The organism is Pseudomonas sp. SDO5532_S415 (assembly GCF_054071155.1).
In genome coordinates this window covers 43,946-65,860 of record NZ_JBSVWS010000003.1, presented here as the reverse complement: position 1 = coordinate 65,860, position 21,915 = coordinate 43,946, and the positions used below count along the sequence as shown (strand labels likewise).

The 21,915-nt window shown below is 60.1% G+C and carries 21 protein-coding genes; 10 read left to right on the top strand and 11 right to left on the bottom strand.

Going from position 1 to position 21,915, the window contains the following annotated elements; translation table 11 throughout:
• Positions 1 to 3: 3 nt before the first annotated feature.
• Positions 4 to 633: a LysE family translocator gene (locus tag ACW9HW_RS02505; RefSeq protein WP_457398087.1), complete on the bottom strand. Its 630-nt coding sequence runs from the start codon at positions 631 to 633 to the stop codon at positions 4 to 6.
• A gap of 145 nt (positions 634 to 778) precedes the next feature.
• Between ACW9HW_RS02505 and ACW9HW_RS02500 the strand changes: the two genes are divergently transcribed.
• Positions 779 to 1,252: an Lrp/AsnC family transcriptional regulator gene (locus ACW9HW_RS02500; RefSeq protein WP_095194559.1), complete on the top strand. Its 474-nt coding sequence runs from the start codon at positions 779 to 781 to the stop codon at positions 1,250 to 1,252.
• 111 nt (positions 1,253 to 1,363) lie between these two features.
• Here the strand turns inward: ACW9HW_RS02500 and lpdA are convergent, their stop codons facing one another.
• A complete protein-coding gene (gene lpdA, locus ACW9HW_RS02495; protein WP_457398083.1) occupies positions 1,364 to 2,764 on the bottom strand; it encodes a dihydrolipoyl dehydrogenase in 1,401 nt (466 codons plus the stop codon).
• 217 nt (positions 2,765 to 2,981) lie between these two features.
• On the opposite strand from lpdA, the gene hflK (ACW9HW_RS02490) reads away from it, so the two are divergent.
• The 5 genes from hflK (ACW9HW_RS02490) to cfaB all read left to right on the top strand — a co-directional run bounded on the left by hflK (ACW9HW_RS02490) (position 2,982) and on the right by cfaB (position 10,399).
• Entirely contained in the window at positions 2,982 to 4,940 is a 1,959-nt protein-coding gene (gene hflK, locus ACW9HW_RS02490) for a protease modulator HflK (RefSeq protein ID WP_457398080.1), read from the top strand.
• A complete protein-coding gene (gene hflC, locus ACW9HW_RS02485) occupies positions 4,937 to 5,980 on the top strand; it encodes a protease modulator HflC (protein ID WP_095194561.1) in 1,044 nt (347 codons plus the stop codon). Before hflK (ACW9HW_RS02490) ends, hflC begins: the two co-directional genes overlap by 4 nt.
• The gene (gene hflK, locus ACW9HW_RS02480; protein ID WP_457398077.1) at positions 5,977 to 7,035 is read left to right on the top strand and encodes a protease modulator HflK; all 1,059 of its coding nucleotides are present in this window, start codon (positions 5,977 to 5,979) and stop codon (positions 7,033 to 7,035) included. Before hflC ends, hflK (ACW9HW_RS02480) begins: the two co-directional genes overlap by 4 nt.
• Complete coding sequence (locus tag ACW9HW_RS02475) at positions 7,032 to 8,930, top strand: cation-translocating P-type ATPase (RefSeq protein WP_095194563.1); 1,899 nt, start codon at positions 7,032 to 7,034, stop codon at positions 8,928 to 8,930. Before hflK (ACW9HW_RS02480) ends, ACW9HW_RS02475 begins: the two co-directional genes overlap by 4 nt.
• 281 nt (positions 8,931 to 9,211) lie before the next feature.
• On the top strand, positions 9,212 to 10,399 hold the full coding sequence (gene cfaB, locus ACW9HW_RS02470; protein WP_457398073.1) for a C17 cyclopropane fatty acid synthase CfaB: 1,188 nt from the start codon (positions 9,212 to 9,214) through the stop codon (positions 10,397 to 10,399).
• Here the strand turns inward: cfaB and cls are convergent.
• The gene (gene cls / locus ACW9HW_RS02465) at positions 10,396 to 11,835 is read right to left on the bottom strand and encodes a cardiolipin synthase (protein ID WP_457398071.1); all 1,440 of its coding nucleotides are present in this window, start codon (positions 11,833 to 11,835) and stop codon (positions 10,396 to 10,398) included. The genes cfaB and cls overlap by 4 nt on opposite strands.
• A 133-nt stretch (positions 11,836 to 11,968) precedes the next feature.
• On the opposite strand from cls, the gene ACW9HW_RS02460 reads away from it, so the two are divergent.
• Positions 11,969 to 12,490 carry a DUF3617 domain-containing protein gene (locus ACW9HW_RS02460; protein WP_095194566.1) on the top strand — a complete coding sequence of 174 codons (522 nt, stop codon included), beginning with the start codon at positions 11,969 to 11,971 and terminating at the stop codon, positions 12,488 to 12,490.
• A gap of 78 nt (positions 12,491 to 12,568) precedes the next feature.
• Here the strand turns inward: ACW9HW_RS02460 and ACW9HW_RS02455 are convergent, their stop codons facing one another.
• The 5 genes from ACW9HW_RS02455 to folE2 form a co-directional block, all read right to left on the bottom strand.
• On the bottom strand, positions 12,569 to 13,474 hold the full coding sequence (locus ACW9HW_RS02455) for a His/Gly/Thr/Pro-type tRNA ligase C-terminal domain-containing protein (RefSeq protein WP_095194567.1): 906 nt from the start codon (positions 13,472 to 13,474) through the stop codon (positions 12,569 to 12,571).
• Between the two features lie 119 nt (positions 13,475 to 13,593).
• On the bottom strand, positions 13,594 to 14,469 hold the full coding sequence (locus tag ACW9HW_RS02450; RefSeq protein ID WP_457398067.1) for a metal ABC transporter substrate-binding protein: 876 nt from the start codon (positions 14,467 to 14,469) through the stop codon (positions 13,594 to 13,596).
• Positions 14,470 to 14,480: 11 nt separating this feature from the next.
• On the bottom strand, positions 14,481 to 15,347 hold the full coding sequence (locus ACW9HW_RS02445) for a metal ABC transporter permease (RefSeq protein WP_095194568.1): 867 nt from the start codon (positions 15,345 to 15,347) through the stop codon (positions 14,481 to 14,483).
• Positions 15,347 to 16,015 (bottom strand): metal ABC transporter ATP-binding protein, encoded by a 669-nt coding sequence (locus ACW9HW_RS02440; RefSeq protein ID WP_457398064.1) that lies wholly within the window; start codon positions 16,013 to 16,015, stop codon positions 15,347 to 15,349. The genes ACW9HW_RS02445 and ACW9HW_RS02440 overlap by 1 nt, the downstream gene beginning before the upstream one ends.
• Positions 16,012 to 16,908, bottom strand: coding sequence for a GTP cyclohydrolase FolE2 (gene folE2, locus ACW9HW_RS02435; RefSeq protein WP_457398140.1), 897 nt, complete (start codon positions 16,906 to 16,908; stop codon positions 16,012 to 16,014). Before folE2 ends, ACW9HW_RS02440 begins: the two co-directional genes overlap by 4 nt.
• A 116-nt stretch (positions 16,909 to 17,024) precedes the next feature.
• Between folE2 and zigA the strand changes: the two genes are divergently transcribed.
• Positions 17,025 to 18,230 carry a zinc metallochaperone GTPase ZigA gene (zigA, locus tag ACW9HW_RS02430; RefSeq protein WP_457398062.1) on the top strand — a complete coding sequence of 402 codons (1,206 nt, stop codon included), beginning with the start codon at positions 17,025 to 17,027 and terminating at the stop codon, positions 18,228 to 18,230.
• Positions 18,231 to 18,243: 13 nt separating this feature from the next.
• On the opposite strand, the gene ACW9HW_RS02425 is transcribed toward zigA, so the two are convergent.
• Positions 18,244 to 18,600 (bottom strand): NADH:ubiquinone oxidoreductase, encoded by a 357-nt coding sequence (locus ACW9HW_RS02425; protein WP_457398059.1) that lies wholly within the window; start codon positions 18,598 to 18,600, stop codon positions 18,244 to 18,246.
• A gap of 25 nt (positions 18,601 to 18,625) precedes the next feature.
• Between ACW9HW_RS02425 and ACW9HW_RS02420 the strand changes: the two genes are divergently transcribed.
• Positions 18,626 to 19,591 carry a CobW family GTP-binding protein gene (locus ACW9HW_RS02420; RefSeq protein WP_457398057.1) on the top strand — a complete coding sequence of 322 codons (966 nt, stop codon included), beginning with the start codon at positions 18,626 to 18,628 and terminating at the stop codon, positions 19,589 to 19,591.
• A gap of 126 nt (positions 19,592 to 19,717) precedes the next feature.
• Here ACW9HW_RS02420 and ACW9HW_RS02415 read toward each other — a convergent pair whose 3' ends face one another.
• Positions 19,718 to 20,131, bottom strand: coding sequence for a DUF3301 domain-containing protein (locus tag ACW9HW_RS02415; protein ID WP_457398054.1), 414 nt, complete (start codon positions 20,129 to 20,131; stop codon positions 19,718 to 19,720).
• Between the two features lie 119 nt (positions 20,132 to 20,250).
• Between ACW9HW_RS02415 and pdxY the strand changes: the two genes are divergently transcribed.
• Complete coding sequence (pdxY, locus tag ACW9HW_RS02410; protein WP_095194574.1) at positions 20,251 to 21,123, top strand: pyridoxal kinase PdxY; 873 nt, start codon at positions 20,251 to 20,253, stop codon at positions 21,121 to 21,123.
• Between the two features lie 145 nt (positions 21,124 to 21,268).
• Here the strand turns inward: pdxY and ACW9HW_RS02405 are convergent, their stop codons facing one another.
• Positions 21,269 to 21,751: an acyl-CoA thioesterase gene (locus ACW9HW_RS02405; RefSeq protein ID WP_095194575.1), complete on the bottom strand. Its 483-nt coding sequence runs from the start codon at positions 21,749 to 21,751 to the stop codon at positions 21,269 to 21,271.
• Positions 21,752 to 21,915 lie beyond the last annotated feature (164 nt).

Here is a 21,915-nt window from a genome sequence, read left to right as displayed (position 1 = left end):
GGCTCAAGCCTGCTGAACAAACGTCAGCCGCACGGCGAAACCGATCAACAGGCTACCGAACAACCACTGCTGCAGGCGTTGGGCTGATGGACTGCGTTGCAACCAACGGCCCAGGGCGGCGCCGGTCAGGGCGTAAGCGCTGTCGAACAGTAAACCGACGGCCACCAGCACCACACCCAGGGTGGCGAATTGCGCAAGCACCGGTCCTGCGTGGGGATCAATGAACTGCGGCAGCAGCACCGAGCAGAACAGCAACGCTTTGGGGTTGAGCAGGTTGGTCAGCAAACCGCGCTGGATCGCTTCCCGAAAACGCGGTTTTTCGCCGGTTGCATTCGAGCCGTTCAGGTTCGGCAGCATCGTCGTGCGCAGGCACTGAATGCCGATCCACAACAAGTACGCGGCACCGGCCAGGCGTACAACATCAAAGGTCCAGGGCGCCGCCTTGAACAGTGCCGCCAGCCCGAGGGCCGCCAATGCCACATGACAACCCCGGGCGATGGCCAATCCCACGGCAGTGGCCAATGCCGCGCCTTTGCCCTGACGCGCGCCGGTCTGCAACAGCAGGATCATGTCTGGTCCAGGCAGCAGGTACACCACCGCCAGCGCCATGAAAAACAGCCAGAGTCCCGCCATGTCGCACCCCATTCGTTGTCGATTCGGTACGGCCAGTCTAGGGCGAAGGGGCAGGGCAGGTGCTTGCGTAGTTTGCTTCTAAAACAGCTTGGGTTGGCATAATCTGCCATTAAGTGCCCGATGAATTCTCCGGATCTGCCAAACCATGAAACTCGATGCCTACGACCGCAAGATTCTCGCCGCGCTGCAACGGGACGGTCGCCTGAGCAATGTGCAGCTGGCTGACGAGATCGGCCTGTCCGCGTCGCCCTGCTTGCGGCGGGTGCGGATGTTGGAAGACGCCGGGGTGATTCGTGGCTATCAGGCCAATCTGGATCGCGATGAAGTCGGACTCGGATTGACGGTGTTCGTCGGGGTGAAGGTCGAGCGCCATAACGACGAACAGGCCGAAGCCTTTCGCCTGGCCGTAACGGCGTTGCCCGAGGTGATTTCGGCGTTTCTGGTGTCCGGGGAATCGGATTTTCTGTTGCAGGTGGTGGTGCCGGACTTGCGTGGCTATGATCGGTTTCTCACGGGGCGTTTGCTCAAGTTGCCGGGTGTGAGCGATATCCGCAGCAATTTTGCGATTCATACGGTGAAGGCGCCGGGGGCGTTGCCGCTTGAGCATTTGCCGCTCTAGACCGAGTCGCTTGCTTCGCAAGCAGGCTCGCTCCCACAGGGCATCATTGAGCTGCTGTGGGAGCGAGCCTGCTCGCGAAAGCGGTAGAGCAATCACGACAATTCTTCAGCCTTACATCTGCGTCGCCATCCCCTCCACATTCATCGCCGCCTGGCGCAAGGCCTCCGAACGGGTCGGGTGTGGATGGCAGGTCAGGGCAATGTCTTCGGCGGATGCGCTGAACTCCATGGCCACACAATACTCGCCGATCATTTCACTGACGCTAGGTCCCACAAGGTGCACGCCGAGGATTTCATCGGTGCGCTCATCGGCCAGGACCTTGGCGAAGCCTTCGGTTTCGTGATTGATCTTCGCCCGGCTGTTGGCGGTGAAGGGGAATTTGCCGACCTTGTACGCCCGGCCTTCAGCCTTGAGTTGCTCTTCGGTTCTGCCGACGCTGGCCAGTTCGGGTTTGGTGTAGATCACGTTGGGAATCAGCTCGTAATTGACCTCGCCAGCCTTGCCGACGATCTGCTCGACGCAGGCCATGGCTTCGTCTTCGGCCTTGTGTGCGAGCATCGGTCCGGAGGTCACGTCGCCGATTACCCAGACCCCGGCGGCTTCGGTGCGATGACCCTTGTTGGCGAGCATGCCGCGTTTGTCCGTGGCGAGGCCGACGTTCTCCAGTCCCAGACCCTGTGTATAAGGTCGGCGTCCGATGGCCACCAGGACGTAATCGGCTTCAATCGTTTCGGCGGTGCCACCAGCGGCGGGTTCGACGCTGAGCTGCACGCCGCTGTCTGACGTTGTGGCGCGGGTGACTTTGGAGCTCAACTTGAAGCTGATGCCTTGCTTGCTCAACGAGCGCTGCAGGGTTTTGCCTGCTTCGCCATCCACGCCGGGGCAGATCCGGTCGAGGAATTCGACGACGGTCACCTGCGCGCCCAGACGCCGCCACACCGAGCCCAGCTCCAGGCCGATCACGCCGGCGCCGATCACCACCAGATGCTTGGGCACTTGCGCCAGTGAAAGTGCGCCGGTGGAATCGAGGATGCGCTTGTTATCGATATCCACGCCGGGCAGGGGAGTGGGCTCGGAACCGGTGGCGATGATGATGTCCTTGGCACTCAGTTCCGTCTTGCCGCCCGCGTTATCTGTCACCGTGACTTTGCCCGGCCCGTCGATGTGGCCCCAGCCCTTGATCCAGTCGACCTTGTTTTTGCGAAAGAGAAACTCGATGCCCTTGGTCAATCCGGTCACGCTTTCATCTTTCTGTTTCATCATCTGGGCAAGATTAAGGGTGGGTTTGACCTCAATGCCCAGGTTGGCAAATTCCGCGCCCATGGCCGCGTCGTAAAGTTCGGAGGCGTGCAGCAACGCCTTGGACGGCATGCAGCCGACGTTCAGGCAGGTGCCGCCGAGGGTGGCGCGTCCTTCAACGCAAGCTGCTTTCAAACCCAGTTGGCCAGCGCGGATCGCTGCGTTGTAACCGCCGGGGCCACCGCCCAGTATCACGACGTCATAAGTGCTCATGGATCGACTCCTGGAGGGAAAGGGGATCGGGAGGGTAAAAGTAGCCCCGAATAAAAAATTACGAACGCAATATGTGCGTTATGGCGCCTTTCGGTCAAGGCTTCAGGCAAGGGACAGGTTACGCATCTTTAGATAACGCAATTGAGTACGGAAATTTCACTCTTTTCGTTATATCGTAACGAATTGCGATGTGAGCAAAGTGGAGCACTGGGGTGGTATGCAAGTCGATCTCGATGTGGAGGAAGCGCAGGTAGCGGAGCTATCGCGCTTTCAACAGGCAGTTTTTCAAGGGCGGCGACTGCGGCAGCTCGCTATCGGCCTCGGCGTGCTGGCGGCCAAGGGGTTGGTGGTGGGGTTCTTTGTCGGGCTATTTGCCTCGCAATCTCTTTGGCCGGCGCTGTTGTTCAATCAAAGCGCTGCGTTGCTGGTGTTGGTTGCCGGTTTGCAATCGGCCTGGTGGGTGACGCAATGGCGGGCGCGGGCGTTGAATCCCGTGGTGCCGGTGGTCGAAGCGCAAGAAGTCGAATCCCCGGTAGGCTGGTACGAACGACTGCTGGATCGCATAGGCCAGCGCTGGCTGCACATCCTCAAACAGATCGGTGCGCCAACGCTATGGCTCGGCGGTTGGGCATTGTTGGCGCTGCTTTGCGTTAAACAGGTCTGGAACCTCGGCTTGCCACCTGCCGCGCTGGGGTTGTCGGCCACTGTCGGCGCGGCCTTGGCCTTGTTGCTGGCGTTCGGTTTGCTGGTGCTGGAACGTCAACTGGCTCAGGAAACCCCGGCTCAGTGGCCTGAAGCCGGAGCGTTGGCGCAGCTGACTCGGGTGGCGATCATCAGCCTGGTGCTGGGTGCACTGTGCCTGTTGTTCGGCAATGAAACCTCGGTGTGGCCGGTGCGTCTGGCGGTGCTGATCGGCCTGCTGCCGGGACTGGTCGCGGTGGAGTTGCTGTTGCGCGCGGTGCTGTCGTTGTTCAGTCCCCGCCGTGAACAACTTGAACCTTCGTTGCTTGCGCGCAGTTTTGTCGCTGACATGCTGCGCTGGCCACCGCAGCCGTTACTGGCGCTGCAGCACGAACTGCACAACCGCTTCGGTATCGACCTGCGGCAAATCTGGGCTTTCACTTACATGCGCCGGGCGTTCTTACCGGTGCTGGCCGTTGTTGTTATCGTCGGTTGGTCACTCACCGGCATTCACGAAATTCCGCTGCAGGGGCGGGGCATTTACGAGCGTTTCGGCAAACCGGTGGCGGTGTTCGGCCCTGGTTTGCATGCCGGCTTGCCCTGGCCGCTGGGCCGGGTGCTGAGTGTCGAAAATGGCGTGGTTCACGAGTTGGCCACCAGCGTTGGAGAAACATCGGCACCCATACAGGCCGCCCCCGCTGAGGGTCCGGCGCCGCTCACGGCGAATCGGTTGTGGGATGCGAGCCATGTGAATGACAAATCCCAGGTGATCGCCAGCAGCCGTGCCGACAAGCAGAGCTTTCAGATCGTCAACATGGACGTGCGTTTCGTCTACCGCATCGGCCTGAGCGATCAGGCGGCACTGGCGGCGACCTACAACAGCGCCGATGTGCCGACACTGATCCGCAGTACGGCCAGCAGGATTCTGGTCCACGACTTCGCTTCCCGGACCCTGGACGGATTGCTCGGAGAAGACCGGGTAGGGCTTGCCGAAGAGATCGGTCGCGCGGTGCAGGCGGACCTGAACACACTCGACAGCGGCGTCGAAATCCTTGCCACGGTGGTCGAAGCGATTCACCCACCGGCCGGGGCCGCCAATGCTTATCACAGCGTGCAAGCGGCGCAGATCGGTGCGCAGGCCCTGATCGCCCGAGAACGCGGAGCGGCTGCCGAAGCCACCCACCAGGCGCAACTGCAGGCCAGCATCGCCCGCGATCAAGCGACGGCCAGCGCTCGTGAAATCAACGCGAGTGCGCAAGCAGCCGACTTCAAATTCAGTGCCGAGCAAAAAGCTTACGCCAGCGCCGGCCAGGCCTTTGTGCTGGAGCAGTACCTCAGTCAACTGTCCCAAGGCCTGGCCAATGCCAGGTTGCTGGTGCTCGATCATCGTCTGGGCGGCAGCAACAATGCGCCGACCATCGACCTGCGTACATTCACATTACCGGCTGATCCCGCGCCGTCACGTAAAACCGCTCAGCCAGGAGCTGCCAATTGAGCCAGTCTCATACTCACAATCACGATGACCACGCCGGCCACGATCATGGCCATGGCGGGCATCATCACCACGGTCACCATCATCACCATCATGGCGATCCACAGGAGGCTGGTCCTTTTCCATGGCGGCGCATGGGCTGGGCGGCGTTGTTGGTGGCGTTCGCGGTTGCAGCGGCGAGCCTGGTGCAGGTGAGATCGGGGGAGGCCACGGTGATCACGCGCTTCGGCAATCCGTCGCGGGTGTTGCTTGAACCGGGTCTTGGCTGGCGCTGGCCGGCGCCGTTCGAAGCGGCCATCCCGGTTGACCTGCGACTGCGCACCACCTCCAGCGGTTTGCAGGACGTGGGTACGCGCGATGGTCTGCGCATCATTGTCCAGGCTTACGTAGCCTGGCAGGTGCAGGGCGACCCGGACAATGTGCAGCGCTTCATGCGTGCCGTACAAAATCAGCCGGATGAAGCGGCGCGGCAGATTCGTACATTTGTCGGCTCGGCGCTGGAAACCACCGCCAGCAGTTTCGACCTGGCCAACCTGGTGAACACGGACGCCAGTCAGGTGCATATCGCCGATTTCGAGGCGCAGTTGCGCCAGCAAATTGATCAGCAGTTGCTCACCACGTATGGCGTGCGCGTGTTGCAGGTCGGAATCGAGCGTCTGACCCTGCCATCGGTCACCCTCACCGCGACGGTCGATCGTATGCGTGCCGAGCGTGAAACCATCGCCACCGAACGTACCGCCATCGGCAAGCGTGAAGCGGCACAAATTCGTTCTGCAGCCGAACGTGATGCGCGGATCGTGCAGGCCGATGCCACGGTAAAAGCCGCAGACATCGAAGCGCAATCACGCGTTGAAGCCGCGCAAATTTACGGTCGTGCCTACGCCGGCTCGCCACAGCTGTACAACCTGCTGCGCTCACTCGATACCTTGGGTACGGTGGTGACGCCAGGGACAAAACTGATTTTGCGCACCGATGCTGCGCCATTCCGGGTGTTGGTTGACGGTCCGCCAAGCCTCGATAACAAATCCGGGTCGCAACCATGAGCGTGGTTCCACGTGGAACAAATGAATTGAGCAGTCCCTGGATTCAAGCGGGGCGACTGGCATTTCTCGCATTGTATGCGGTGACGGTGTTGGCCGCTTTGGCGTGGGCGTTTTCCAATGTGCGGCAGATTGATCCGCAAAATCGCGCGGTGGTTCTGCATTTCGGTGCGCTGGATCGCATCCAGAATGCCGGGTTGCTATTGGCTTGGCCGCGGCCGTTTGAGCAGGTGATTTTGTTGCCCGCAGCCGATCGGGTGATCGAGCGTCGGGTGGAAAATCTGCTGCGCAGTGATGCGGCTTTACAAGCCGATCGCGCCGCCAGTTTCGCCACACCCATCAGCGATGCGCTGGCAGGCTCCGGTTACCTGTTGACCGGAGATGCCGGGGTGGTGCAACTCGATGTGCGGGTCTTCTATAAGGTGACGGATCCCTATGCTTTCGTGCTGCAAGGTGAACATGTACTACCGGCACTGGATCGCCTGGTTACTCGCAGTGCGTTAGCGCTGACGGCGGCGCGTGATCTGGACACCATTCTGGTGGCGCGACCGGAGTTGATCGGCGCCGATAGCAAGGCGGCCGAAAGACGCGAGCGCTTGCGCGGTGATTTGGTGCAGGCCATCAATCAACGCCTCACCGAGCTAACTTCGATCGGTCAGGGGCTCGGGATCGAAGTGGCGCGGGTCGATGTGCAATCGAGTTTGCCCGGGCCTGCGGTGAACGCTTTCAATGCGGTGTTGACGGCCGGCCAGCAAGCGGACAAAGCCGTGGCCAATGCGCGCACTGAAGCCGAGAAGCTGACTCAGGCCGCCAACGAACAAGCCGACCGCACACTGCAAGTCGCTCACGCACAGGCGAGTGAACGGTTGGCGAAAGCCTCTGCCGATACGGCCACGGTGATGAGCCTGGCGAAGGCACAACAACAAGGCACCGACCCACAGATGTTGCTGCGGATTTACCGCGAACGGATGCCGAAAATTCTCGGTCAGGCGGGTTCGGTGACCACGGTTGATCCGAAAGACGATTCCCGCCTGATCATTCAGGGAGCTGCACAATGACTGCGCAAACCGCCGCTGCACCGAGCATGTTGTCCTCGGCCGAACAACGCAGCGCCGCTCGCCAATTGACCCTGGCCATGCTCGCCCTCGGCTTGCTCATACTCGGTTTGGTCTGGCGCTGGTTGTCGCCCGAGCAGACCGGTGTCAGCCAATTGCTGCTGGGTTTTGCTTCCGTGCTGGTGGCCGTCCCGGTCATGCGCTCGGCCTGGTACAGCTTGCGTTATCCGAGCCTGCACGGCATCACCGATCAGCTGATCGCATTGGCCATGCTCGGTGCCTGGGCGACCGGCGATCTGCTGACGGCGGCCTTGCTGCCGATCATCATGATCTTCGGCCATGTCCTGGAAGAGCGCAGCGTGATTGGTTCGCAGGAAGCCATTCGTGCCCTCGGCAAACTGACGCGCAGTCATGCGCGGAAGATTCAGGCCGACGGCTCCATCGTTGAAGTCGACAACGGCACGCTCAAGGCTGGCGACCGGGTAGAAGTGCGCGCCGGTGATCGAGTGCCAGCGGATGGCCTCGTACTCTCCGGTCAAGCGAGTCTCGATACCGCCTCCATTACCGGTGAATCAGTGCCGGTTGAGGCAGGCGTCGGCATGCCGGTGTTCGGGGGGGCGATCAATCTCGATGGCCTGCTGCGCATCGAAGTAACCCGCACCGGCCATGAGTCGACCCTCGGCAAAGTCATCGCGCTGATGCAAAACGCCGAGCGTTCGAAACCGCCGATCACGCGGCTATTGGAGCGTTACGCCGGCAGCTACATGGTGTTGGTGTTGTTGCTGGCCGCAGTGACCTGGTTCATCACCAACGATGCTCAGGCCATGCTCGCGGTACTGGTGGCGGCCTGTCCCTGTGCGTTGGTGTTGTCGGCGCCTGCTACCGCAATTGCCGGCGTAGCCGTGGCGGCACGACATGGGATTCTGATACGCAGCTCGGCGTTTCTTGAAGAGCTGGCAGACCTGACCTCGCTGGTGGTCGACAAGACCGGCACCCTTACCTTTGGCACCTTGCGCCTGCAATCCATCGACAGCCCGCTGGAGGATCGCACCCCTGTGCTGAAACTCGCCGCCAGCCTCGGTTCCGCCAGCAGTCACCCGGTCAGCCGGGCGCTGGCCGGGCTGGTGACACAGGAGCATTTTTTGCTGCTCACGGATATTCATGAACGTCAGGGCCTGGGTGTGGTGGCCATGACGGAGCAGGGTGAGGCTGCGCTCGGGCGACCGGAGCTGTTCGCTCAGTTGAAGATTCCCACTTCAACCGTTCCCGACCACGACGGCCCGATTGCCGGACTGGCACTCAACGGGGAGTTCCTCGCCTGGCTGCTGCTGGCCGACAGCGTGAAACCCGAAGCCAGGTTTGCCCTGAGCGAGTTGCGTGATCTTGGCTTGGGACGACAGCTGTTGCTCACCGGCGATCGCAAAAGCGTGGCGCATACGCTGGCGCGGGATGTGGGTATCAGTGATGTCGAAGCGCAGGCGTTGCCTGAGGACAAACTCAACCGTGTGTTGAAAGAAATTGGTAATGGTTTTCGGCCTATGGTGGTGGGGGACGGTATCAATGATTCGTTGGCCCTCAAGGCTGGCGTGGTAGGCGTGGCCATGGGCGCCGGCGGCGCGGACATCGCCCTGGCGTCGGCAGATATCGTGTTGATCGGCAGTGACTTGCGTCGTCTGGGGACCTGCGTGCGCTTGAGTCGCCAGTGTCGGCAAACCTTGCAGGTCAACGTGATCATTGGTCTGGGCTGGACCCTGGCCATCGTTGCCTTCGCTGCGTTCGGCTGGCTCGGCGCGGCCGGGGCAATGATCGCGGCGTTGTTGCATAACTTCAGCACATTGCTGGTGTTGGGCAATGCCGGGCGTTTGCTGCGGTTTCAGGAACCGTTGCTCAAGCTGTAGGAGCGAGCTCTGCTCGCGAAAAACGTCCAGGTAACGCGCTCATTCAGGCAGGGCGCGTTATCGTTCACGTCCATCGCGAGCAGAGCTCGCTCCTACAAATGGTTTACAGAACTGTGCGCCAAATCTGTAGTCATTTAGGGTAAGAGCGATCATTTCTGTGAATTCACGACGAATTTTCGGGTGCAGCAGCTTCATAGAAATCCGCTATGAAATCGATAGGCAGCTATTTTTCCAGGATGGTCTAACCTCTCAGCAGACGTCTGAAACAAGGGGGATTTTCCATGCTCGCGCAACTTCCACCGGCCTTACAGAATCTGCAGTTACCGCTACGCCTGCGACTCTGGGATGGCCATGAATTCAATCTGGGGCCGACGCCCAGCGTCACCATTGTGGTCAAGGACCCACAGATGGTTACCCAGTTCACCCATCCAAGCCTCAGCTCGCTCGGAGCAGCGTTTGTCGAGGGCAAGCTGGAGCTCGAAGGCTCTATCAGTGATGTGATCCGCGTGTGTGATGAATTGAGCCAGGCGTTGCTTGATGCGGATGAGGACAATCAGCCCGTCCGTACCGCCCACGATAAAGAGACCGACGCCAAGGCCATTTCCTACCACTACGACCTTTCCAACGCCTTTTATCAGTTGTGGCTCGACAGCGACATGGCTTATTCCTGCGCTTATTTCGAGACCGGCAGCGAGTCGCTGGAGCAGGCCCAGCAGGCCAAGTTTCGTCATCTATGTCGCAAGTTGCGCCTGCAACCGGGCGAGTATTTGCTGGATGTCGGCTGCGGTTGGGGCGGCCTTGCGCGGTATGCGGCCCGTGAATTCGGCGCGAAAGTATTTGGTATTACCCTCAGTAAAGAGCAACTGGCTTTAGCCCGTGAACGCGTGAAAGAAGAAGGTCTGGAGGACATGATCGAGCTGCAGTTGCTCGACTACCGCGACCTGCCGCAGGACGGGCGCTTCGACAAAGTGGTCAGCGTCGGCATGTTCGAACACGTCGGTCATGCGAACCTGGCCGAGTACTGCAAAACCTTGTTCGGCGCGGTGAAGGAGGGCGGCCTGGTGATGAACCATGGGATCACCGCCAAACACACCGATGGTCGCCCGGTGGGACGCGGTGCCGGTGAGTTCATCGAGAAGTATGTGTTTCCCAACGGCGAGCTGCCGCACCTGTCGATGATTTCTGCCGAGATCAGCGAAGCAGGGCTTGAGATCGTCGATGTCGAAAGCCTGCGCCTGCACTATGCACGTACCCTGGATCACTGGAGCGAACGTCTGGAAGACAATCTCGAGGCCGCCGCGAAACTGGTGCCGGAACAAGCGTTGCGGATCTGGCGCCTGTACCTGGCGGGCTGCGCCTATGCGTTCGCCAGGGGCTGGATCAACCTGCACCAGATCCTTGCAGTCAAAGCGCACCCCGATGGCAGCCATGAACTGCCATGGACCCGGGACGACATCTACAACCCCTAAAGAATCGGCGAAATAAGCCGGGCGATCCGCATGCCGACCTGTTGCAGGCGTGCGGTCTCCCGGCCCTCTCCTTTGGCGATTTCGTGGGCCTGGGCGAAGTCATCGTTGAGCATCTGCTCTACTTTGGCGGCAAACGCGCTGTCGACCGTCAGCAGCATCACTTCGAAGTTCAAGCGGAACGAACGGTTGTCCATGTTGGCACTGCCGATGGCGCTGATTTCGCTGTCGATCAACACCACTTTCTGATGCAGGAAACCGGGTTCGTAGCGGAACACCCGTACGCCCGCACGCACCGCTTCGAAGGCAAACAGACTCGAGGCCGCGTAGACGATACGGTGATCGGGCCGTGACGGCAGCAGAATCCGTACATCTACCCCGCGCAGCACCGCCAGGCGCAATGCGGCGAATACGGCTTCGTCGGGTATGAAATACGGGCTGGTGATCCACACCCGTTCGGTCGCTGCGTGGATGGCTTCGACGAAGAACAGTGAACAGGTCTCGTAGGGGTCTGCCGGGCCGCTGGCGAGCATTTGGCACAGGACGCCGTCGTCCGGGTACTGCTCTGGCAGGATCAGCGGCGGTAACGATCGGGCCGCCCAGAACCAGTCTTCGGCGAAGGATTCCTGCATGCAGGCCACCACGGGGCCGCGTACCTGTACGTGGGTATCACGCCAGGGCGCCAGCGGCGGTTTCTCACCCATGTATTCGTCGCCGACGTTGTGTCCGCCGACGAAACCGAGGATGCCGTCGACCACCACGATCTTGCGGTGGTTGCGAAAGTTGACCTGGAAGCGGTTCAGCCAGCCGCTGCGGGTCGCGAATGCCTTGACCTCGACACCGCCATCGCGCAACGCCTGCACGTAACGGTGGGGCAGGGAATGGCTGCCGATTCGGTCATAGAGCAGATAGACCGCCACGCCTTCGGCCGCTTTCTCCAGCAGCAGGTTATGCAGGCGCTGGCCGAGGCGGTCGTCATGAATGATGAAGAACTGGATCAGCACCGCTTCTTTGGCCTGGCGGATGGCGTTGAAAATCGCATCGAAGGTGGCCCGGCCATTGATCAGCAGTTTCACTTCGTTGTTTGCCAGGCACGGCATGCGCCCCAGCTTCGGCATCGCCCTGAGCGACGCATAAGCATTGGAAGCGCGAGCGGTAAGCGCTTCTTCTACCCACGGCCGCCAATTGAGCTCGGAGACGGCTTTGCGCATTTCTTCGTTGGCCTGGCGCCGGGCCTTGATGTAACCGTCGAAGGTACTGCGGCCGAATACCAGATAGGGGATGAGCGTCAGGTAGGGCATGAAGACCAGAGACAAGGCCCAGGCGATCGAGCCTTGGGCGGTTCGAACGGTCAACACGGCGTGGATCGCTGCGATCGTGCCCAGGGAGTGCAACAATGCGATGGTGTAGCCGAAAATATGGGGTCCAAAATAATCCATGGGGGGCAGCCTTGCTCCTGAAGATTCAATGCTTAACAGACCATGTTCCGGGCAGAATGTCGCTATTTAATTGGCCCATGAACCGAAGCCCGTGGCTGACGTCTAACGGCCACCATTGATCAGGAGTTACATGATGAACGTTCGTTTGCTGGGTTTGGCCATTACGCTGGGTTTGGCACTTCCTGTGGCCGCTCAGGCGCAGATGCTGCAGCCAGGTTTGTGGGAATTGACCACCAGCAACATGAAGGTCGATGACCAGAACCTGCCGGATCTGCAACTGATCCTCGGGCAGATACAAAGTCAGATGACCCCTGAACAGCGCGCGCAGCTGGAAAAACAGGGCATCACCATGGGCGGCAAGGGGATTCGCGCGTGCCTGACGCCGGAGCAGGTCAAGACCGACGATATCCCGCTGACGGACCCGCAATCGGGCTGCAAGCAGGAAATCACCGACCGCACCGGTAACCAGTGGAAGTTCCGCTTCAGTTGCCCGAAAGCGCAGGGTGCGGGTGTTGCGACTTTCCTCAGTGACCGTGAGTTCACTACCAAGGTCAACGGCACGTTCAATGCCACCGGCCTCCAACAGAAGGGCAGCCTGGAAAGTCGCGCCGTGTGGTTGGGGCAGGATTGCGGGACAGTCAAGCCGAGAGCTTAAAAGCTTCGCGAGCAGGCTCGCTCCCACAGGTTAAATACTATCCCCTGTGGGAGCGAGCTTGCTCGCGATGGCATCCGTTCAGACACCCGAAATCCCGGGTTGCCCTAACCACTCACACACCGCCTCAACCGCCATCCTGCCAAAATCCTGTCCATCGCGACTGCGAACACTGACAAACCCACCGGCCTTTTCCTTCTCCCCGACCACTACCACGTACGGCACTGTCTGGCTGTGATGACGAATCTTGTGGCGGACTTTCTCGTGGCGCAGATCCGCAAGGGCACGCACGCCACTGCGGCGAAGGCGCTCGGTGACCGCGTGTGCATAGCTCGTCTGGCGCTCATCCATGCTGACGACCACCACATGAGGCGGCAAGCGCCACTGCTGCAGTTCCTGGTGGCTGGACCAGCAGGTACCGTAGATGCGTTGCTGCAAGGTCCCGCTGACATGATCAAGGGCAAATGCCTGCAGCACCTTGGTGGTAGGGACGTGCGGGCCAGTTGTCAGATACTCGGTGTCACCGAGGCGGTACAGCGACAGATGCTCGGGAGGTGTCGATGGAGAGGGCGTCGGACGTCGGCGGATCGAATGGTTGGTCGCCGCCAGTGTTTGCATGCGCGCTTCGATGAGGGGAAGGTCCGCTGTGGTCAAAGGACGGTCGACAGCAAACTCGCAATAGAATCCATCACCCAGCTCCGAGCCCGTTCGCAATTGCGCATGGGTGTGCAGTTGTTTGACCGCCATTGCGAGCATCAGCGAACAGGAGCGGCGGAGGATCTCCAGCCCGTCGGGCTCCTGCGCCGTTACGATGCTGACTCTGGCATCCGCCTTGATCATGAACTCGCAATCCACCAACACGCCATTGACCCGACCGGCTACCGCTGCGTTGGCCAGCCCGGGGCCAATACTCGCGGCAACCTCATGTACGGACAGCGGTTGGTCATACTCACGCAATGAACCATCGGGCAGGGTGATCTGGATCATGGTTATTGTTCTCGGATGCTTCGATCACACGCGCTAGCGCATCAACATTAGCGGCAAACGATTGCTTTTGTCATGTAGACGTTTGTCGAGCCACGTTTGCGAACACTCCGGGACACGGATCATGGCTTGCTCAGCGCGTCGTACAGGGTGTTGATGTTGTATTCGAACAACCCGGTAAACGTACTGGCCGGGCCGGTCGCAGCGAGCGCATCTGAGTACAGGGTGCCGCCGATCCGGGCGCCGCTTTCGTCGGCAATCTGCTTGAGCAGGCGCGAGTCCTTGATGTTTTCCATGAACACCGCTTTGACCTTGGCCTGACGAATCTGGGTAATCAGCGCAGCGACTTCGGCGGCTGAAGGTTCGCGCTCGGTGGACAAACCCTGGGGCGCCATGAAATCGATCCCGTAGGCCTGTCCCAGATAACCGAAGGCATCATGGGACGTCACGATCTTGCGGTTGCCCGGCGGCAGTGAACCGAGCTTGGCCCTGGCTTGCGCCAGCAGGGCATAGATTTGCTTCAGGTAAGCCTGGCTGTTGCGCTGATAGTCGGCCTTGTTCGCCGGGTCGGCGGCAATCAATGCCTTGGTGATGTTGCTGATGTACAGCTCGGCGTTCGCCAGGTTGTGCCAGGCATGCGGGTCGGGAACAGTCTCGCCGTCTTCATCCAGGGAGCGCGGGATCACGCCTTGGCTGGCGCTGATTACCGGCGCCTTGGTCTCGGTACTGATCACCAGGCGATCGAGCCATGGCTCGAATCCCAAACCGTTTTTAATGATGAGCTTCGCTTTGAGCAGCGCCTGGCCGTCGTCCGGGGTTGGCTCATAAGTGTGGGCATCGGCGTCTGGGCCGACCATGTTGGTGATTTGGATGTGATCGCCGCCGAGCTGCTGCGTCATGTCGGCGAGGATGCTGAAACTGGTGACCACCTGGAGTTTTTCTGCGGCAGACAGCGACATCGACAGCATCAAACTGAACAGCACGAATAAAGCGCGCATCGGGTAATACCTCATTGGGATGTGAGCAAAGGCGGGCGGCGCAGCAACCCGTGCACAGGTCCGAACACGACGGACAGCAGATACCAACCGCCCGCCACCAGGACGATGGCCGGACCGCTGGGCAGCGAGTAATGGAACGACAGCAACAACCCGAGCCAAACCGAGAGACTGCCGAGCAGCGCGGCAATAGCCATCAACACCGGCAAGCGCCGACTCCAGAACCGTGAGGCCGCGGCGGGCAGCATCATCAGGCCGACCACCATCAACGCGCCGATGGCCTGGAAACCGATCACCAGATTCAGCACCACCAGCGTCAGGAATACGCCATGGGCCAGGGGGCCGAGGCGGCTGACGGATTGCAGGAACAGCGGGTCGAGGGTGTCCAGCAGCAGGGGGCGATAGATCACCAGCATGGCGATCAGACTCACCCCGCAGACCCAGAGCATGCCGTTCAGAGTCGGGGCGTCGACTGCCAACGCCGAGCCGAACAGCAGGTGCAACAGGTCCAGGCGTTTACCGGCGATACCAAGAATCAGCACGCCGCTGGCCAGGGAAATCGGGTAGATCGCCGCGAGACTGGCGTCCTCTCGCAAGCCCGTGCGACGGGTGATCCAGGCGGCGAGCCCGGCCATGCCGAGACCCGCGCCGAGGCCACCGAGGGTCAATGCGGGAAGGCTCAAGCCGGCGAACCAGAAACCCAATGCGGCCCCGGGCAGGATGCCGTGTGCCACCGCGTCACCGATCAGGCTCATCCGTCGCAGGATCAGAAATACGCCCAGGGGCGCTGTGCTGCACGCCAGAACCAAACCACCCAACAACGCCCGGCGCATGAACACGAATTCGTTGAAGGGTTGCCAAAGATGAGCGGCGCCAAGCATCAGGCCACCTGTGCTTGAGGTTGTTGGCGAATGAGATCGGTGCTCGACCCGAAGACGCATCCGCTGCTTTTGATCAGCAGTGTGTGGGGGATGTGATGGCGAACGGCGGCCAGGTCATGACACACAACCACCAGGGTTCGATCGGCGGCATGCCACCTGTGGATGTGTCTCCAGAGCAGTTTCTGACCGAGTTCGTCCAGGGCGGCATGGGGTTCGTCGAGCAGCAGCAATGGCGCATCTATGAGGCTCAAGCGGGCGAGCAACGCACGCTGCAACTCGCCCCCCGAAAGGGCCATCAAGGGGCGCCGTTCGAGGCCGCTCAGGCACCAATCTTCCAGTACCGATTCAAGACGATCACGACGCCACGCAGGCGATTGCTTACTGCCCCAGAAACCGGCGGCGACCAGTTCCTGAAGGTTGATGGGGAATTGGCGATCAAGATGTTGCTGCTGCGGCAGAAACGAGAGGGAGCCCTTGCGTGGTACATCCAGCAAGACCTTTCCCGCGAGCGGTTTTTGCAGCCCGGCGATGACTTTCAACAAGCTGCTTTTGCCGCAGCCATTGGCACCGATCACGGCGGTCATGCTTCCCTTTGACAGCTCGATATCGAGAGGCGGCGTCAGCGGTTGCCCCGGCGCGCCCCAACGCAAAGCCTGAAAACGGATCATGTCTGCTCCCAGTTCCAGAGACTTTCGGCAACCGCGTCATGGGCGTGGAGGCTCTCGGCGTGAACAACTCGAATGTGAAAACCGTTGATACCGGGTGAGCGTTTCAGGGCCAGGTTCAAGCGTCGAGCGGCGTCTTCGCAGAACATCAGGTTCTGACCGTTGGCCAGTGCGAAGGCTTGTTCGTCGGCGCGCTTCACGGCGGTTTGCACAGCGGTGCCGAGGGCCGCTTCGGCGTCATTGATCAACGCGATCAGCGGCAGATCATCGAGATAGTCGTCCAGGCGCAGGCACAACTGCGCTGTGCTGCGTTGACTATGCGGGGTTGCAACGATGCCCTTGGGAGAGCCGAGCCAAGCCAACACATCGGCATGGCGTAGAGCCTTGTTGGCGAAGTCATCGACGAATTGTTGTTGGATCAGTTGTCGGGAAAGCGCTGCTGAACAGGGGCACGTCGAGGAATAAGGCACCTGGATTTTTAGTTCCACGTGGAACATCGCGTTTTTCAAACGTGCCTGGATGCTGACGGGATAGGATTTCCAGCCGGCCAAAGGGCTGATCAGCGCCGGCCTTTTCAACAGTAAATCCGTGTGAATATTCAAGTAAGCATTGTTCGACAGACCGTCATGACTGGTGAGGAAACTCAACAGGACTCGCCGAAGCAGATCGGGTGAAAGGGGTTCGTGCTCAAGCCTTTCCAACGCCAGATAAAGCCGCGACATATGAATACCGCGCGCCTCACCGTTGTCGAGGCTCACACCGGCATCAACCGTTGCAGCCACACGTTCGTTTCCAATCAGAACAGGAAGAGCAATGCCACACATACCCACCCACTCCAGTGGCAGGGTTTGGCGTGAGGCCTGCGCGGCGATATCCGGCAGAGTCAGCGCATTCATCAGCAGGTCCATCGTGAGAGGGGTTGATTTGGTGTGTTACTGTATAACAATATAGTTATAACATAACACTAATCAAGCCCGGCAATTTGACCGGGTAACCCTGTGAGGACTATCTGATGGCCAATCGTCTCCCCGTTACCGTCCTGTCGGGCTTTTTAGGGGCTGGAAAAAGTACACTTCTTAATTACGTACTACGTAATCGTAATAATCTGCGGGTTGCTGTAATCGTCAACGATATGAGTGAAATCAACATTGACGGCAGTGAAGTCCAGCGCGATGTCAGCCTCAATCGAGCAGAAGAAAAACTCGTGGAAATGAGCAACGGCTGCATTTGCTGCACCCTGCGCGAAGATTTATTAGAGGAGGTAAGCAAACTCGCACGGGACGGTCGCTTCGATTATCTGTTGATCGAATCCACGGGTATTTCCGAACCGCTGCCGGTTGCGGAGACGTTTACTTTCCGTGACGAAAACGGCCAAAGCCTCACCGACATCGCGCGACTCGACACCATGGTCACTGTGGTCGATGGCATGAATTTCCTGCTCGATTATCAGGCTGCCGAAAGTCTTGCTTCCCGTGGCGAAACCCTGGGTGAGGAGGATGAACGCGCGATTACCGATCTGTTGATCGAGCAGATCGAATTCGCCGACGTCATCCTGATCAGCAAGGCCGACCTGATCAGCAGCCGCGACCGCCTGGAGCTGACGGCGATCCTCGAACGACTCAACGCGCAGGCGGAAATCATTCCGATGGTCATGGGCGAAGTGCCGCTGGAGAAGATCCTCAATACCGGACGCTTCAACTTCGAAAAAGCTGCACAGGCACCGGGCTGGCTACGGGAACTGCGCGGTGAACATGTGCCGGAAACCGAGGAGTACGGCATCGCCTCTCGCGCTTATCGTGCGCGCCGTCCCTTTCATCCACAGCGTTTTTTCAACTTCATCGACCGGCCGTGGCCCAATGGCAAGTTACTGCGTTCCAAGGGCTTTTTCTGGCTGGCGAGCAAACCCATGGACGCCGGCAGCTGGTCCCAGGCAGGTGGGTTGATGCGCCATGGCTATGCCGGGCGCTGGTGGCGTTTCGTGCCGAAGAGTCAATGGCCGCAGGACGCCGAAAGCACGGCCGCCATCATGAAAAACTGGGCCGCTGCCTCCGGTGATTGCCGACAGGAACTGGTGTTCATCGGCCAGGACATTGATTTCGCACAGCTCACTGCCGAGCTCGATGATTGCTTGCTGACCGACGATGAAATGGCAATGGGTGAAGAGGGCTGGCAGAGGCTGCCGGATCCGTTTGGTCCGTGGTTCGAAGAGGTGGCGTGAACGACGACTGAGTTCAAGGCTTGAGCCAGGTTCCCTGGCTCTTGGTTTCACAATACGGCTTCAGATACGCCGCATCCGTGGCAACGCCGTAATAGTGAATATCCTGTCGGTAAGGCATATTGGCGACTTGGGCGTCGCTGCACACGCCGAACGCCCCGCTGGGGCACTGGTCGACGTACTGCACTTCGACGTTCTGCCCGGCCAGGTTTGGCTGGCAGAATCCGTCGGCGAACAGTTTTTCCGGGATATTGCGGTTTTGCTGGCAGACTTTAACGTCGAGCCGTTCCGCCTGGCTGTGGACTACGCAGGCCTGGGCCAGCGCCTCGCCGCTGGTAAGCGACAGCAGTAGCGACCATCCCATCCACCGCATCCTTACCTCCTCAGAACCTTCGATCATGTTGCAGAACATTCCCACCCACGTCATCGCCGGACCCTTGGGGGCCGGCAAGACCAGCCTGATCAGGCACCTGCTGGCGCAACGCCCTGACGGTGAGCGCTGGGCGGTGTTGATCAACGAATTCGGCCAGATCGGCCTCGACGCTGCGCTGCTGACTCGCGATGCCGATGGTATCTCACTGGGTGAAGTGGCCGGGGGCTGTTTGTGTTGCGTCAACGGCGCGCCGTTTCAGATCGGGCTCGGCCGGCTGCTGCGCAAGGCGCGGCCGGATCGCCTGTTTATCGAGCCATCTGGCCTGGGCCATCCGGCGCAGCTGCTCAGTCAGCTGAGTGAAACGCCGTGGCGAGGTGTACTAAGTGTACTGCCTTGTGTACTGGTTTTGGACGCTCAGGCGCTCGCGGACGGCAAGTTGCTGCCGCAGGCGCAACAGGAGGCGCTGAACGATGCCGGACTGCTGCTGATGAATAAATCGGAAAATCTCGATGAGGCTGATCGCCAGCGCCTCGCCAATCAGCTACCGGTTCGACCGTTGTACTGGACGCAACAAGCAATGCTGCCATTGAGCGAACTGCCCGGCGTGGAGGCTCGGGCCGTGGCGGGTGTGGATAACTTTGTTGTGCCCAAGGGGCTGGCGCAGGTTCCGGCGATCTGGACTGATCCGGCCTTTCCGATTTGCTTGAGTCAGGAACAGGAGGGTGGCTGGAGCGTCGGCTGGCGTTGGCACCCAAGCCAGACATTCGATTTGGCACTTGTCGAGCAATGGCTTGAAGGCCTTGCCTGGCGAAGGGCGAAGTTGGTTATCCACAGTGGCCAAGGCTGGGTGTCGGCGAATGCAGTGGATAACTCGATACTGGAATGGCAGTCGAGTGAATGGCGGCAGGATTCGCGGGTTGAATTGATTTTCAGTGAGTCGCAGGAGGTTGATTTGCTGCAGAGAGGTTTGGCGGAATGCAGGGTTCAATAGAACTAGCGGGTTTCTGTATTGTGGCTAATGGCCCATTCGCGAGCAGGCTCGCTCCCACAGGGGAGCCCATTCCCAAATGTGGGAGCGAGCTTGCTCGCGAATGGATTCAACTGACGGCATCAATCATCAAGGCCGCCACTTGTTATGTTCCTGCCGCCAATGGCTCAGTTCGATCACCTGGGCGCTGGGCTTGACCACGTCGGCGACGGGCGGGGTGTCGTCGAACGGCATCGGGTAGGGCGCCAGTTCGATTTGCACACTGTGGGAGCCGAACTGGGTGATAGTGCCGTTATGACGGGTTTCGCCGGTCACGGTGAATTCGAAGTTATACACACGGGCCAGGCGCCGCCGGCCACTGGCATCCTTGATGAACGCGATCTTTTTCAGCGCCACATTACCATCCAGCAATTCAATCCCGACGTTGCTGCAATGCTGCTTGACCCGCTCCAGTGCACGTTCGCGCAAACCGTGGTTGTGCCACAGCCAGGCACCCGCGGTGGCAAGCAGCATCAGCACGAAAATATTTCCAAGGGTCAGCATCAACAGGGCGCTCCAACAAGATAGTGTCAGCTTAACTGCGTCGCCGGTCTGTCGTACAGGCTGCGTTTAGTCGCATACTGCGCTGCTCGAATTTCAATCGTTTTACGGAAACTCACCGCATGAAACGTACGCCCCATCTGCTCGCTATCCAGTCCCACGTGGTGTTCGGTCACGCCGGCAACAGTGCCGCGGTTTTCCCGATGCAGCGGGTCGGGGTGAATGTCTGGCCGCTCAACACCGTGCAGTTCTCCAACCATACCCAGTACGGCCAATGGGCCGGCGACGTGTTGGCTCCGCACCAGATCCCCGATCTGGTAGAAGGTATCGCGGCGATTGGCGAGTTGGGCAATTGCGATGCAGTGTTATCGGGTTACCTCGGCAGCGCGGCTCAAGGCCGAGCCATCCTCACGGGTGTCGCGCGAATCAAATCGATGAATCCCAAGGCGCTTTACCTGTGCGACCCGGTGATGGGCCATCCGGAAAAAGGCTGCAGTGTACCGGCGGAAGTCAGTGATTTCCTGCTGGAGGAGGCCGCCGCCGTGGCCGACTTCATGTGCCCGAATCAGCTGGAACTCGACAGCTTCTCGGGGCGCAAGCCGCAGTCGCTGTTCGACTGCCTGGCGATGGCGCGGGCGCTGCTGGCGCGTGGGCCGAAAGCGGTGCTGGTCAAGCATCTGGACTACCCGGGCAAAACGCCGGGCGTCTTCGAAATGCTGCTGGTGACGGCCGAGGGCAGCTGGCATCTGCAACGTCCGCTACTGGCGTTTCCGCGTCAGCCGGTGGGTGTTGGCGACCTGACCTCTGGATTGTTTCTGGCGCGCGTCCTGCTGGGTGACAGCCTGTTGGCTGCTTTCGAATTCGCGGCGTCGGCGGTGCATGAGGTGCTGTTGGAAACCCAGGCCTGCGCCAGCTACGAGCTGGAGCTGGTGCGGGCGCAGGACCGGATCGCCCATCCTCGGGTGCGGTTCGAAGCGACCTCTATCAGCCTCTAATTTTTCGCTGGTCCCATTCGCGAGCAGGCTCGCTCCCACACGGATTTGCTGCGGTCACAGAATTTGTGCAGACCGAGATCCATTGTGGGAGCGAGCCTGCTCGCGAAGACTATCTAAAGCGCGCCATCAAACGACCTGATGCGCCTCAGGCATCACCCTTGATTTCCTGATACCGCTTTTCCAGTTCCTGACGAATCTGACGACGCTGCTGGGCCTGGATGTAGCGGCGCTTGTCTTCGCTGTTCTCCGGCTGCAGAGGCGGTACCGGCGCGGGTTTGCGCTGGTCATCCACCGCGACCATGGTGAAGAAGCAGCTATTGGTATGGCGCACCGAGCGCTCGCGGATGTTCTCGGTCACCACCTTGATGCCTACCTCCATCGAGGTGTTCCCGGTGTAGTTGACCGAAGCAAGGAAGGTCACCAGTTCGCCGACATGGATCGGCTCACGGAAAATCACCTGGTCTACCGACAGGGTCACCACGTAGCGTCCGGCATAGCGGCTGGCGCAGGCGTAGGCGACTTCGTCGAGGTACTTGAGCAGGGTACCGCCGTGAACATTGCCAGAGAAGTTGGCCATGTCGGGGGTCATCAATACCGTCATCGACAGCTGGGCGTTTCCGGGTTCCATAGCGTTCTCACGGATCAAGGCAGGGTTTGAGGGATGCACCTCTGCGGGTGCCTGCGTGGTTTTTTCGAACCAACAGTTATCGGGACGCCGGACGGTAAGCCGCCGTCACGCCGGATCGATCTGTTTCCATATATTGCACCGCATTTCTGCCGGAAGTCGCGGTG

Coding starts and splice junctions, on each gene's coding strand:
- ACW9HW_RS02415 (WP_457398054.1), bottom strand. CDS start 20,131: ATGCTGACCCTTGGAAATATTTTCGTGCTGATGCTGCTTGCCACCGCG.
- cfaB (WP_457398073.1), top strand. CDS start 9,212: ATGCTCGCGCAACTTCCACCGGCCTTACAGAATCTGCAGTTACCGCTA.
- ACW9HW_RS02440 (WP_457398064.1), bottom strand. CDS start 16,015: ATGATCCGTTTTCAGGCTTTGCGTTGGGGCGCGCCGGGGCAACCGCTG.
- cls (WP_457398071.1), bottom strand. CDS start 11,835: ATGGATTATTTTGGACCCCATATTTTCGGCTACACCATCGCATTGTTG.
- ACW9HW_RS02425 (WP_457398059.1), bottom strand. CDS start 18,600: ATGCGGTGGATGGGATGGTCGCTACTGCTGTCGCTTACCAGCGGCGAG.
- hflK (WP_457398077.1), top strand. CDS start 5,977: ATGAGCGTGGTTCCACGTGGAACAAATGAATTGAGCAGTCCCTGGATT.
- pdxY (WP_095194574.1), top strand. CDS start 20,251: ATGAAACGTACGCCCCATCTGCTCGCTATCCAGTCCCACGTGGTGTTC.
- ACW9HW_RS02405 (WP_095194575.1), bottom strand. CDS start 21,751: ATGGAACCCGGAAACGCCCAGCTGTCGATGACGGTATTGATGACCCCC.
- hflK (WP_457398080.1), top strand. CDS start 2,982: ATGCAAGTCGATCTCGATGTGGAGGAAGCGCAGGTAGCGGAGCTATCG.
- ACW9HW_RS02475 (WP_095194563.1), top strand. CDS start 7,032: ATGACTGCGCAAACCGCCGCTGCACCGAGCATGTTGTCCTCGGCCGAA.
- ACW9HW_RS02445 (WP_095194568.1), bottom strand. CDS start 15,347: ATGCTTGGCGCCGCTCATCTTTGGCAACCCTTCAACGAATTCGTGTTC.
- ACW9HW_RS02500 (WP_095194559.1), top strand. CDS start 779: ATGAAACTCGATGCCTACGACCGCAAGATTCTCGCCGCGCTGCAACGG.
- ACW9HW_RS02455 (WP_095194567.1), bottom strand. CDS start 13,474: ATGATCCAGATCACCCTGCCCGATGGTTCATTGCGTGAGTATGACCAA.
- zigA (WP_457398062.1), top strand. CDS start 17,025: ATGGCCAATCGTCTCCCCGTTACCGTCCTGTCGGGCTTTTTAGGGGCT.
- ACW9HW_RS02460 (WP_095194566.1), top strand. CDS start 11,969: ATGAACGTTCGTTTGCTGGGTTTGGCCATTACGCTGGGTTTGGCACTT.
- ACW9HW_RS02505 (WP_457398087.1), bottom strand. CDS start 633: ATGGCGGGACTCTGGCTGTTTTTCATGGCGCTGGCGGTGGTGTACCTG.
- folE2 (WP_457398140.1), bottom strand. CDS start 16,908: ATGAATGCGCTGACTCTGCCGGATATCGCCGCGCAGGCCTCACGCCAA.
- ACW9HW_RS02420 (WP_457398057.1), top strand. CDS start 18,626: ATGTTGCAGAACATTCCCACCCACGTCATCGCCGGACCCTTGGGGGCC.
- lpdA (WP_457398083.1), bottom strand. CDS start 2,764: ATGAGCACTTATGACGTCGTGATACTGGGCGGTGGCCCCGGCGGTTAC.
- ACW9HW_RS02450 (WP_457398067.1), bottom strand. CDS start 14,469: ATGCGCGCTTTATTCGTGCTGTTCAGTTTGATGCTGTCGATGTCGCTG.